This is a genomic window from Photobacterium alginatilyticum (genome assembly GCF_009910675.1).
GTDB classification, from domain to species: Bacteria; Pseudomonadota; Gammaproteobacteria; order Enterobacterales; family Vibrionaceae; genus Photobacterium; species Photobacterium alginatilyticum.
In genome coordinates, this window is the sequence record NZ_RSEJ01000033.1 from 46,456 (window position 1) to 59,179 (window position 12,724).

General features: G+C 48.2%; 13 protein-coding genes and 1 pseudogene. 6 read left to right on the top strand and 8 right to left on the bottom strand.

The annotated features are described in order from the left end of the window. Positions 1-61: 61 nt before the first annotated feature. The 4 genes from EIZ48_RS24140 to EIZ48_RS24155 all read left to right on the top strand — a co-directional run bounded on the left by EIZ48_RS24140 (position 62) and on the right by EIZ48_RS24155 (position 5,421). Positions 62-1,678 (top strand): VRR-NUC domain-containing protein, encoded by a 1,617-nt coding sequence (locus EIZ48_RS24140; protein WP_160657433.1) that lies wholly within the window; start codon positions 62-64, stop codon positions 1,676-1,678. A gap of 226 nt (positions 1,679-1,904) precedes the next feature. Next, positions 1,905-2,744: a pirin family protein gene (locus EIZ48_RS24145; RefSeq protein ID WP_192928719.1), complete on the top strand. Its 840-nt coding sequence runs from the start codon at positions 1,905-1,907 to the stop codon at positions 2,742-2,744. A 75-nt stretch (positions 2,745-2,819) separates the two neighbouring features. Then, on the top strand, positions 2,820-3,425 hold the full coding sequence (locus EIZ48_RS24150) for a YfiR family protein (RefSeq protein WP_160657434.1): 606 nt from the start codon (positions 2,820-2,822) through the stop codon (positions 3,423-3,425). Then, positions 3,418-5,421: a diguanylate cyclase domain-containing protein gene (locus EIZ48_RS24155; RefSeq protein ID WP_160657436.1), complete on the top strand. Its 2,004-nt coding sequence runs from the start codon at positions 3,418-3,420 to the stop codon at positions 5,419-5,421. The genes EIZ48_RS24150 and EIZ48_RS24155 overlap by 8 nt, the downstream gene beginning before the upstream one ends. A gap of 85 nt (positions 5,422-5,506) precedes the next feature. Here EIZ48_RS24155 and EIZ48_RS24160 read toward each other — a convergent pair whose 3' ends face one another. Continuing rightward, positions 5,507-5,980, bottom strand: a complete 474-nt coding sequence (locus EIZ48_RS24160) for a DUF2947 domain-containing protein (protein WP_160657438.1) — start codon at positions 5,978-5,980, stop codon at positions 5,507-5,509. Between the two features lie 165 nt (positions 5,981-6,145). After that, entirely contained in the window at positions 6,146-6,364 is a 219-nt protein-coding gene (locus EIZ48_RS24165) for a hypothetical protein (RefSeq protein WP_160657440.1), read from the bottom strand. Positions 6,365-6,781: 417 nt separating this feature from the next. Here EIZ48_RS24165 and EIZ48_RS24170 point away from each other — a divergent pair, with 417 nt between their 5' ends. After that, positions 6,782-8,329, top strand: a complete 1,548-nt coding sequence (locus tag EIZ48_RS24170) for a long-chain-fatty-acid--CoA ligase (protein WP_160657442.1) — start codon at positions 6,782-6,784, stop codon at positions 8,327-8,329. Between the two features lie 152 nt (positions 8,330-8,481). Further along, positions 8,482-9,258, top strand: a complete 777-nt coding sequence (locus EIZ48_RS24175) for a DUF3108 domain-containing protein (protein WP_338046945.1) — start codon at positions 8,482-8,484, stop codon at positions 9,256-9,258. On the opposite strand, the gene EIZ48_RS24180 is transcribed toward EIZ48_RS24175, so the two are convergent. From EIZ48_RS24180 to EIZ48_RS29980, 6 genes and pseudogenes are all read right to left on the bottom strand, one after another. Beyond that, a complete protein-coding gene (locus EIZ48_RS24180; RefSeq protein ID WP_160657443.1) occupies positions 9,259-9,510 on the bottom strand; it encodes a hypothetical protein in 252 nt (83 codons plus the stop codon). A 19-nt stretch (positions 9,511-9,529) separates the two neighbouring features. Next, positions 9,530-10,105, bottom strand: a complete 576-nt coding sequence (locus EIZ48_RS24185) for a gamma-glutamylcyclotransferase family protein (RefSeq protein ID WP_160657445.1) — start codon at positions 10,103-10,105, stop codon at positions 9,530-9,532. Positions 10,106-10,124: 19 nt separating this feature from the next. Further along, positions 10,125-11,030: a 5-oxoprolinase subunit C family protein gene (locus EIZ48_RS24190; RefSeq protein ID WP_240153082.1), complete on the bottom strand. Its 906-nt coding sequence runs from the start codon at positions 11,028-11,030 to the stop codon at positions 10,125-10,127. Between the two features lie 11 nt (positions 11,031-11,041). Then, complete coding sequence (gene pxpB, locus EIZ48_RS24195; RefSeq protein WP_160657449.1) at positions 11,042-11,743, bottom strand: 5-oxoprolinase subunit PxpB; 702 nt, start codon at positions 11,741-11,743, stop codon at positions 11,042-11,044. Further along, the gene (locus EIZ48_RS24200) at positions 11,740-12,480 is read right to left on the bottom strand and encodes a 5-oxoprolinase subunit PxpA (RefSeq protein ID WP_160657451.1); all 741 of its coding nucleotides are present in this window, start codon (positions 12,478-12,480) and stop codon (positions 11,740-11,742) included. Before EIZ48_RS24200 ends, pxpB begins: the two co-directional genes overlap by 4 nt. Positions 12,481-12,612: 132 nt before the next feature. Further along, positions 12,613-12,724, bottom strand: a pseudogene (locus EIZ48_RS29980) (group II intron maturase-specific domain-containing protein); the annotation flags it as partial.

Sequence of the window (12,724 nt, forward strand, 5' to 3'; positions counted from 1 at the left end):
AGCAGTGCAATATGTAAACCATTGACAGAATTATGAATGCCCTCAGCGCATAAACCAGACCATGACGCCTATCGTACTCGCACCGGACTACTACCTTCACAACTTCCGTCTGCTCATCGACTCGGTCAATCGGCAGTACAGCGATCTGCTTTGCGACGAAGAAGCAGCATGGATAGTGACATTTCAACATCTGCCTGAAAAGGCCCAGATGCTATGTATCCGCCTGCTATCAAGAAAAGGTCTGTTTTTCCGCTGTGATAAGCTTAGCTATGAAGAGATTGGTGATATTTCCCTGGCAGCCGAGGCGCTTCACAATGTCGGCTTTGTCGAAAGCAATAAGCCTGACTGGCCGCTAGAAGAAGTCATTAGCCTGTTTACCAAACCAGAGTTGCTGAAGCTGTTTCCAGCTCTGGCTCCTTGCAAGTCATACCGCAAGCCAGAGCTTATCGAAGAGCTGCTTATACATGCTCCAGCACTAGATGAATTCAAGCAAGACATCATACAGATCTGCCACCAGCAGCACCTCGATACGTTTCTACTGTTATTCTTTGGCAACCGCTATCAGGATCTGAGTCAGTTTGTACTCTCGGACCTCGGGTTGAACCAGTTCGAAAGCTACACCATCGACAAGGAAAGCCGTCTCTTTAGCGATCGTCGCCAGATCCAGCAATGGCTTGAGTTATCCTCTCTCAGCGATCACTACTGGCAGGCAAAAGAAAACAAAGATCAAGCAGAGATCGTCGCGCTTACAGAGGTGATCCCATCAGCCTGTCAATGGCCTCCCCTAGAGCGAAGACGCCAGCAGCTCATCAATCATATCGCACGAGATTTAGAACGCTTTGATATGCCCGAGCAGGCACTAAAGCTATTCAGAGAAAACCTGCTCCCACCTTCAAGAGAACGTCAGGTACGTATTCTGGATAAGCTTCAGCAGTTCGAAGCGGCCCTTGAACTGACCTTGGCGATTAAACAGTCACCGCACAATGAAGACGAGGCTGAGGTTGCCGAACGGCTGGAAAAGAAATTAAGCCGTACCCTAAAGCGAACTTATCAACCTGTAGCCAAAGCCGTGTTTAATGAAAACCACCTTACACTAGCCAATAACGGCCAACGGGTCGAACTAGCCGTGGCGGCCCACTACGCAAGCCTGGGCTGGTCGGTATATTATTTGGAAAATAGCTTGCTGTGCGGCTTATTCGGGCTGGCATTCTGGGATATTATCTTCGCGCCAGTGCCGGGGGCATTTCTGAACCCCTACCAACGCTCGCCCCGCGACATGTTCCACCCGGAGTTCTATCAACAGCGTGAGGTATTAATCAACCAGCGCCTGACAGACATCAGTAATAATAACTGGCAGGCGTGGACAGAGATCTACCGCAATAAACAAGGGATAAGCAACGACTGGGTAAACTGGTCGGTATTAACAGAAGACATCGTACTCCAGGCCACCAGCGCCATACCGAGCACGATATTATGCGAGCTCTTCAAGCGACTGCTGTTCGACCCGCGAAACAACCGCTCGGGCCTGCCTGACCTTATCATGTTCAAGGCCGAGCAGTATCAGTGGGTCGAGGTAAAAGGCCCCGGCGACAAGCTGCAAAACAACCAAATCCGCTGGCTAAAAAAGTTCGCCGAGCTAGGCTGCCCGGCTTCTGTCGATTATGTGACTTGGAAATAAGGCAGCAGTATCCAGTCAATTGGCTGGAGCGATTAAATTAGGCCAAAAGAATCCACTGTTTTCCTGTTCTGACCTTGAGCAATCCAGAGTCCTAGGTCTAAGATTTAATAATCAAAAATCATTATTTAGGCCATTCTTATTTATACAAAGGCCAATAAATTCGTTGTCAGGCTCTGCAGATCGAGTTAGTGGCAAATCAGATAACCATTGCTGTTGGTATTTGATCATGAAAAACACTAAAAAGATAAATAAAATCCGCTACGGCCACAAAACCGGATCCATTACGGCATTTATCGATGCGGATAATCTCAATGAACTTGATCCCTTTGTTTTATGGGATCATTTTGAAGCCAAAGAAATAATCCGTACAACCGGGCTCGATTATCACGGTCACTCCGGGGTTGATGCAATAAGTTACCCTGTAACAGGAAGACTCCGTCACCTCGATTCATCGGGCAGCCATGTCACACTCAATAGCGGTGATATTCATGTGATGACCTCGGGAAACGGGATTATTCACAAAGATACCATGACGCCTCAAGACGGCCGGGTGGAGTCTTTCAGCCTGTGGACCGCATTGCCTGCGGGTCACAAAGAAATGGACGACGCCTCAAGTTCTAACGTTTCATCCCACCAAATTCCACTGGTCGAGGAAATCGATTCTGCGACCAAGGTGCTTATCGGCAACTACAAGGGCTCGGTTAGTCCTATAAAGTACAGCATTCCCGTTACCTACCTCGATATCATTATCGCCCCCTATGGGGTTTGGCACTTCCAGCCGGACAAAAGCCAAACAACAGGGTTCGTTTATATTCGTTCCGGACGAGCCTATATCGGCGGTAATCAGCTACACCCTCACCAAATGGGCACCTTGACGCCATCTTCCCTGCCGCTGGAGATCAGAACCGGCAGTATCGGAACCCGGCTCTTTGTGTCACTGGGTGAGCCCTTACACCAGCCGTTAATTTCATCGGGCTGCTCGGTACATTCCTCTGCCGTCAATATGTCGCTGGGTACACAAAACATTAAGCGGCTGATGGCCGCAAAGAAAATGAGTGGTCTGTAATAGCGTTAATTTGTAATTGTTACTCTTGCCAATATAACCTTTGGAACGGTGACTGTGAGTAGCGGATTTATTCCAATGTTGTATCACAACCAGTTGGCAGCCACTTTTAACAGGCCGTCGTTAATCGCAAGGCAACTTTGCTTAGGCAGCCTTGTCATCGCCCTGTTCTTTTCTTCCTATATCCAGGCTGACACCAATACGCAGAGTAACAGCAGATATTCGCCGCAAGAAGTTAAGGCCCTCTACCTGTACCATTTTGCCAATTTTGTTCGATGGCCCGAGCCGGCCCCAGAGCGTATTCGCTACTGCAGCCTGGGTAGCGATACTGCAACACTCACACTCAAACAGGTTCTCTTTCGGAAAACCCCACCCAATCGCTCAGCGACCGTCACCTCAATCACCAATTTCAGCCAAGCCAGCAACAACTGTGAAGTGCTGTATATTCCGCAAGACACGCTGCAGAAGCTGAAGACAATTCCACAATTGACTGGCGTACTGACGGTAAGTGACGGTGAGCGTTTCCTCCAGCGAGGTGGGATGATAGAACTTCGCGCAGCAAAAAAGCGAATAAAACCAGCGATTGCGATAGATAACGTGACGAAAGGAGAGCTGACTATCAGCTCTCGTTTGCTACGGATTGCCCTACCTCCTGCCCGGCAGAAAGGAGGCAACCTTGAGTAGACTTATCGATCGCCTCTCCCTGAGCCAACGCTTATCGATACCGGTTATGGGCTTTATCGTCCTGGCTTTCATCAGTTTGCAATTTATCACTTATCAAACCTTTTTAAAGATCGAGAAAGAGAACCTGCTTAGCCAAACGCAAGTACTTGCTAACGGTGTAGGAATGAACCTGACAGCCGCAGTGCTGTTTAATGATCACCTTGACGGCACTGAAATTATGTCGGCTTTCAAAGCCGCCCCGCTCGTCGCCAGAGTCCGGCTTGAACATCCGGATCACAGCCTGTTTGTTCAATACATCAACCCGGACATAGAGTTCGTCTCTCCAACACAAGAAGAGCAACATGATGTAGCCAAACAGAGTTATCATTTTGGCCCCGAAATGCTCTACCTGACTGTACCCGTCATGCTGGATAACGAACCCATCGCCCACATGCATATCGGTGTATCATTGAAAACACTTCAAGAGATGCGCATTACCCATTTCCAAGTCAGCTTTATGTTGCTGCTTGCCATCATTGCCCTGACTGCCTACATCATTAATCGCGTACAGGCGTGGGTCATTCATCCCATCTCCCAGCTAAATCATGCTGTAAACCGTATTATCAAAGATGAAAACCCAAGCCCTATCACCCCACAAACACAAACCTATGATGAGGTCGGCGAGTTAGTCAGTTGCTTCAACAGCATGCAAAAAAAACTTGACGAGCGAGAGGCGAAAATTCACGCCACTTTAAATCAGCTGAGCGAAGAAATAGCCTTTGCTGATGATGTCATCGAAACAGTGCAGCATGCATTGCTAGTGGTTAATCAATCAGGCACCATCACTTTGGCAAATGATGCCAGCTTATCTGTTCTCGGGCTTTCTGCCGATAAAGTAAAAGGACTTAGCCTGACTGATGTATTGCATACCGAACAACCCGATATCTTCAATCAGCAACTCGAAGCTGTCCTTAACGACCAGCAGCAATTCGACCACGAGATCAGAAAAGGGGTAACATCATCAGGACAATCACGCACCTATCAGATACTCAGCCGCCCCTTAGAACATCGCAGGCAGACACTGTTTGCCATTGAAGATGTCACAAAAAAACAGCAAGCCGAGCAACAACAAAAAATGGCGGCTCAGGTCTTCGACAGCAGCCAGGACGCTATCATGCTACTCAGTGACTCGGGGATCATAAACATGGTCAACCCGGCATTCAGTCGGTTCCTTGGTTATCATCCAGACGAGGCTATTGGCAGGCACTTCCATATCCTGTTCGATCTGGGGAAAGACAGTAAAGTCGAACTCGCTATCCGTCAGGCGCTTAAGAAGACCCACCACTGGCATGGAGAATTGAGTCCGGTATGCAAAGACGGCTCTTTTATCCCTTTATTCCTTCGCATTAACAGGATTCAAATAAGCCATAGCAATGAGTTTCAAACCGTGGTGATAGCATCAGATCTTCGCTCGATGAAAAAAATGCGGCGGCTTGAACACCTCGCCACCCATGATCCGCTAACCAACCTTGCCAACCGGAGCAAACTACATCAGGAACTGGTGCAGGTGCTCAGTAAGCAAAAATCAAAAAGCTCTGTATTTGCAGTGTTATTTATTGACTTGGATGACTTTAAAACGGTCAATGACACTTATGGTCACAGTGCCGGTGATAAAGTCCTCAAAATCATCGCTGAACGGTTACTCAGAACAGTTCGAAAGAGTGATATGGTCGCCCGCCTTGCTGGTGATGAGTTTGTTACCATTATCAACCCGGTAGCCAGTCGGGATGATATATCCTTCACGTGCGAACGTATTTTGGCCAGAATTATGGAACCGATTAGTCTGGGGAAGAAAACACAGCTCAACATCGGTGCCAGTATAGGTTGTTACTATGTTTACTCTGATGAGTCTCAGGATGTAGACGATATTTTACGGCGGGCCGACAAAGCCATGTATGGTGCCAAACTGTCAGGCAAGGGGCGGATCATCGAATTTAATCAGTTCAGGACGAACTAATGACTAGTGGATGGCAACGGCATCACCAGTGAGCAATATACAACAGTGCCACTTCTATTTAAGCGGCACTGATTATGTTCATCAGCTAGCTACGCTTGGCACACTTGAATGTCCCGTTAGACTGGAACCAGAGCGCCTGAGGTTTCTTTCGGCCGATCAAAATCGGGCCATCGTCAAAGAACAAGAAATTCTTCCAGTTACGCTTGAAGACTCCCCACTTGGTCTCAATGACGTTGTACTTTTCGTAGCAGAAAAAGACAGTGGTATTGTCTTCCCAATTAATGAACTCCATCACTTCTGGCGGAAGGTCAATGTCGTCACTATCCCAGGCATGCTGCCAGTCAATCGCTTCTGACCAGATTTTCTGATCATGTGCCCAGTCATCTTTCTCAAAATGATCGGCATCCGGGCTCTGGCTGCTAATATGTTCGCGCCAAATTTGAGCTGATCGAGCCTGAGTAAAAGGTTTAATTTGCTCTAAATCAGTTGCCTCGACAGGCATAGAGGCGTGGGTAAAGATCCACTTGCGGGAATAGCTATCTAACTCTACGTAGTTCATTCGTCGACCTAACAAAACATTGACGGGGCAATGTACCTTAGTCGATCATTTTGTTCCAGTCTTGAAATGGTTTTCAGACTAAATTTGATTGCTGCAGAGTGGCTATCAGAGGAACCGGAAACAATGTACTACACCGCCCATCAACCGGCTCCTTTAGCGTGTTAACTATTTGTTGGCATCCCACAAATTGCTGACCCAGCCTCCTATCTGCGCATCATAGTGGCAACCATTAAAGTTTTTTTCCACTATTGGTGATTCTTGATTACTCTGTTCCAGTAACTGAGAGATATGACAAGCCATCGGGTCTCCCCGCTCCACCAATCGCTTTCTTGTTGCCACTTCTTTGATGATCTGTAGTCGATATGCCGAATTCATTTTTTTCATCACACCTAACCTCTCTCTCAGTTAAACCCAACTAAAAATAGGAGTGAGTCTGTAAATCGTCAAATTTCCGACATTAAACGGTCACAATTTGCAGCTATAAAGATTTATTAAAAATAACAATAAATTCAATAGTTTACTATTTACCCCCTTTACGGGGTTGTGGCTAATATTGTACTACCCACTATAAGTCTTTAATAATTATTGAGTTATATTGAAAGAAAAGTTTCATCTTTTTTATTGCTCTCAATTCGACCAGTACAATACTCACTAAAAACTGGCAGCATAATAGTTAATTTATACACGCGATTCACTTTAACCAGGTAAGGCCAAAGAGAATGACTTCGTGTAATATTCAATAACGCCGTTTCGTTACCATTTATGCCAGCCATTGCTGCACCAATATAAGAACACATCACTATGTATAACCTTGCTACCAACCTTGAACGCAATGCTACCTTCCGGGGCAGTAACACTGCGCTCATTTTCCATGATGAGGCAATCAGCTATCGTCAACTCAACACCATGGTCAACCAGGTCGCCAACCAGTTGGTAAAACTTGGTATCAAGCCTGATGACAAAGTGGCTATTTCTTGTCCGAACACACCGGCGTTTGTCATCGGCTACTACGCGATTCAAAAAGTAGGGGCTATCACCGTTCCGTTAAACGTGATGCTAAAAGGCCCTGAAGTGGCGTACCACCTCGATGACTCAGACGCCGTGGCAATCATTAGCTTTCAGGGTAACAATGCAATGCCTTGCGGTGAGTATTGCTATGAAGGCTACAGCCAAACAGATAGCTGCCTGCACTATATTCTGATTGAATCAGAGGGTGAGGATATCGCCCTTCCCGAGGATGCCCACCGCTTTAATCAGTGGCTGCAGTCAACAGAAACATCATTCGATGCGGTGTACCGTACTGCCGAGGATACCTGCGTCATCCTATACACCTCAGGCACAACCGGACGAGCTAAAGGTGCCGAGCTGAGTCAGAGTAACATGCTTTGCAATGCTCAGGCCTGTCAGGCCCTGACCAACCAAAAAGGAACCGATGTCAGCATTGCTATTTTGCCGCTGTTCCATACCTTTGGTCAGTCACTGATCATGAATACCTCGATGCTGACAGCCAGTGCCCTGGTCCTGATCCCCCGCTTTGTTCCGAAAACGGTGCTGCAGCAGATGCACAAGCACAAAGTCACCCACTTAGCTGGTGTCCCGACTATGTTTATCGGCTTGCTGGCTTTTGCCGAAAAGCATGGCGGTGACTACCTAAAAGAGATTGCCGACAACCTGAAAGTGGCAATTTCCGGCGGGGCATCAATGCCGGTTGAGATTCTGAAGCAATTTGAGGCCAAGCTAAATGTGCCGGTTATCGAGGGCTATGGCTTATCCGAATCATCGCCAGTTGCTGCTTTCAACCACCTGGAATATAAACGCAAGCCAGGCAGCATCGGCCAACCGCTGCCGGGAGTGACCATGAAGGTCGTTGACCGTGACGGAAATGACGCTCCCCAAGGTAAAGAAGGTGAACTGCTGATCCGTGGCCATAACGTCATGAAGGGCTACTACAGAAAACCAGAGGAAACCGCGAAAACCATCGTCAACGGCTGGTTGCACACCGGCGATATCGTCCGTTTCGACGAAGACGGTTATGTCTTTGTCGTCGATCGTCTGAAAGAGGTGATTATTCGGGGCGGTTACAATATCTACCCTCGCGATATCGAAGAAACTTTTATGACCCACCCAGATGTTCATCTGGTGGCCGTAATTGGTGTTCCCCATAAAACCTATGGCGAAGAAGTCAAAGCGTTTATCGTACCCAAAGAAGATTCCACAACCAACAGCAAGGCGTTTGTTGCCTGGGGACGTGAACGCTTGGCAGACTTCAAATACCCTCGACAAGTCGAAGTTGTCAGCGAGCTGCCAATGACAGCGACAGGCAAAATCCTCAAGCGATTACTGAAATAAATCCTCTTTATATTGATGTACAGCAGGCCATTACTGGCCTGCTTTTGTTACCGGCTCTACTATCCCTACCTGCTGCTCCTTTGCGTAATCCTACAGCCCCTGCTAACGTTTTTAGATATAGAGCAAAATAGTCTCAGTCTATTGGAGGTCGAGTGAAAAGGCAGTCTTTATTGATTATGTTATGGCTAGGCATCCTACTGTACTCATCGTCTCTTTTTGCGATTCCGTCGCAAACATTCCACCAATGCACCAAGGCTCTGACCTACGACTTGTTTTTCAGTGGCCATAAGATTGGCCAGCTTTCTCGAACACTGAGCTGGCAAGGCGACAAGGTCACCATTCGCTCATACAGCAAAGTGAATGTTCTGGTCACCAAAAGCAAACTCAGGCAAAGCAGCGTTGTCTATTGGTCAGATAAGCAAGGGGCGTTTCTAACCCAGTCTTTTACTCGCAACATTACCGGGCTAATGTCGGGCAACACGTCCGCAACCTTTAGTCACGACGGGCTTAACTCTTCAGTACGTAAGAATGGCAAGACCCGGCGTTTCAGCAGCGCGGACATTCCGATACTGGATGGTGATGCGGTCGGTACCCAGATCAGACTCAACCTGATTAATGGAAAAAAGAAATTTGATTTCAAGCTACAAGATACCGAGGACGTTGATCACTACTATTTTGAAGTGAAGCGCCAGGAGAAAATTGACACCCGATATGGCCGTCTGAATACCTTCAGGGTCGAACAGGTACGCAAGAGCGATCGCAAACTAGTGATGTGGTTTGCACCTGATATCGACTATCAACTGGTAAAGGCGACCTACAAGCGTAAGCTCCTCGACCTGAAAGCAACGATCGTGCACAGTAATATTCAGTGCCCCAAGACTACATCATTAAAAACAGCAGGAAATGATATAACCTCAACCCGCCAATAATTACTTCATGGTGACCTTACCACCAATGATTTTATACGCCGGCGCTCCCCGCACCAATGTATCTCTGGCAAAGATTCCCTGACAATTCGGGCAAATGCAGGGCTGTTGGGTGTAATCCTTACTGATCCGCTCTTTAAAGCACTTAACCAGCGCTCCCTTGCCACCTTTACGGTATTTGAACAACTGGGTTTTACAACCGGCACAAAACACATCAACGGTTTTGGTCGGCCCTTTCTTATTGGGTTTTGCCATAACTTCACTAAAGTTGCGATTAAGTGGGGTGGCGAACATCCGCAATCAACTGATCAATCAGCATCAAGTGCTCATCAAGCACGCCAGCCAGATTGCCATACTTAGGTTGCTGACGATCATTTTCAAACGGATGATGCCACCCCTTAGTTGTTTCGACAAATGTTTTGGCAAACTGTTCTGAAATGGACAGGCAACCTGCCAGAACAGTATCAACATAGGTCTGCATAATCGGTTGGACTTCACAAGGCGGCTGGGGATTCGCCCTGACATAAGCCCAGACGGGTTCATTAATAACTATCTTCTGGCTCTCAACAACATGGCTTGCGGCAACATCGGCAGGATCCAGCTCGATACGGCGATAACCTTTTTCTCTGCGATCAAACTCTGCCAGAGAATTCTCACCAATTTTCACCAGCACACCGTTGCAATGGCCTTCACCAAGCATAGCAACCAATGGCGATATCCTGTAGCTGCCGTCAACTTTACCCCAATGGCGCTGCAAACCGTTCACCGTTGCTGGCACCGCCTTCCCGGTCTGGCTGGTTAACGAGCGTGAGTGATGGTTAATTAAACTGCCATAACCGAATATATACATGCAGACTCCTTTAAAACGCCTAGATTGGCAGACCGAAAAACAGTGAAAAGTCCTGCCATTCTTGCTGCAGCAGCTCCAGATCACCAATGCTAAAACGAACAGCAGCTCCCGGCATTGCCTGCGCCAGTCGGGGCATATCCACGCGGGCTATACATCCCAGTTTAGGGTAGCCACCCAATGTCTGGCGATCATTGAGCAATACAATGGGCTGGCCATTCGGCGGGATCTGAATCGCCCCATAGGCAATTGCTTCAGAGATAATGCCGTCAATATCTCCGACCAATGCAGGCCCTTCGAGCCTGCATCCCATCCTATCCGTCTGCTGAGTCACTGTATATACGCCCTGATAAAACTGCTGCTTCGATTCGGCAGAAAAACGGCTGCACTGGTACGACTCTATGACCCGTAAGTAAATTGGAGCAGAATAGTCAGGGATGTAACGGCTCGGTGCCAATCGAGGCTCAAAATTGTCAGTCTCTACCGTGCTTTCGACAAATAGCGAATCCTCTTTTTGCAGCGCTCTGCCAGCTTGGAGACCTCCCAGTTGATTGCGCACCACTGTCGAGACACTACCAAATACGGCCGGAACGTTAAAACCGCCTTTTACGGCAAGGTAGGCACGCAAGCCAGAACGTGGGTAGGCAAACTTTATCTCCTGGCCATCTTTGACCAAAAAGCTCTGCCACAATGCGATCGGCTTACCACCCAGTGTCGCCCCCATATCGGCTCCGGTCAGGGCACATATCATATCGCCTTGGGCTTTGAGGCATGCCTGCCCGAGTGTAATCTCGAGCTGAGCGCAGTCCATCGCATTACCGACAAGGTAGTTAGCCCAACAATAGGCATGCAAGTCTACGGCTCCGCCCTGACTTAATCCTTGTTCGCCAACACCCAGCCGCCCAACATCCTGAAGTAGCGTTAGCATACCGGGATGGATTATTTCCAATGAGGCCAAACGCTTCCTCCTTGCTGAATAAACTGATCTCTTCCAATCGGCATGAATTTAACCCTGTCTCCGACGTTAAAAGGCGACATAGGATCTTGCTCGGGTGAATACAGCGGTTTGGGGCAATTACCGATGATCTGCCAGCCCCCGGGGGAGTCAGCCGGGTAAACGGCAGTTTGTTCATTGGCAATGCCAACACTGCCGGCGGGGATCTTCTGACGAGGTTCGGCATGGCGAGGGGTTGCAATCCGTTGATCAACAGACGCCAAAAAAGCAAAGCCCGGCGCAAAGCCAATCGCACACACGGTATAGGTAGGTTCACTGTGGTGTACAATAACTTGTTCTGTCGTTAACCCGTGCAACTCGGCAAGTGAAGGCAGATCCGGACCAACCTCATGATCATAATAAACCGGCAATGTGATCAGCTTGCCAGAAGGAGCATCAGACAATACCTGAGTCAGCTGTGGTGCATAATGGGTAATCGCTTTGTAAAGCGCACTATAGCTAACCAAGCGAGGGTGGTACTGAACAAACAGCGACGTATAAGCCGGAATCACTTCAATTAAGGCTCTCGGAAAAGTGTCCTTGAGGTATTTCGCCAGCAGTCCGATGCGCTGCGTCAGCTGCGTATCAATCTGCTCCCCCAGATACACAATCAAGCTGGTTTCCGACACTGGCTCGATGCGCATCATGGGTTCAGCACCTTGTGCAAGGCTGCTATCGTCGCTATAGATTCATCATTGTCGCCATGAACACACACGGAATCGGCATGAAGTATCAGTGTCTTACCTGATAACGTTATAACCCTGCCCTCCGCCAGTTCTATCACCTGCTGCTTGATCTTGGTAGCATCGTGATAGACGGCCTCCGGGTTCGAGCGCGGTACCAAACTGCCCGTATCGTCGTAGGCACGATCGGCAAATGCCTCAAGCAACAAGTCAACCTCATAACGTTCGGCTATCTTCTGATAGTGTGTATTGTCAGGCTGGGCCAGGATCATCAGCTTGAGCTTGATAGCCCTGTGCGGGTTAAGGCCTGCGACCGCGGCAACGATGGCTTCGAAAATACCATCATTCGCCATCATGTCGTTATATAGCGCGCCATGAGGTTTGATATAAGAAATGTGGGTATTGTGAAGCTGGCAAATCGCGTCCAATGCACCGGCCTGATAGGCGACCAGCCGAGTGATAGAATCAAGGGCATGTGGAATGCTGCGACGACCAAAGCCAATCTTGTCGTCATAACCGGGATGCGCACCAATTTCAACCTGACGGGCAATCGCCCATTTGACAGTTTGTGCCATCACATCCGGATCGGAGGCATGGAACCCACAAGCAATATTTGCCTGATCAATCCAGGGCATAACCGCATGGTCATTCCCCATTTGCCAGGCGCCAAAACTCTCTCCCATGTCACAGTTCAATTTCATCGCGTATCCTTGCCTATGAAATAGTTACAGTATTCTGATTAATTTAACCTTATACATAAAACTGACTGTGATCAATGAGGGTGCATTTTCAGGCACAATCGAGTAGGAGGAGGCCTCACGGCCTCCGTCCTCTCACACCACCGTACAAGCGTGGGTCGCATACGGCGGTTCCGAATATACTTTTAGTGACTCATACCCATTTCGCAACGAGTACAGACCCAACTCCTCGAACCATTTTGTTGGC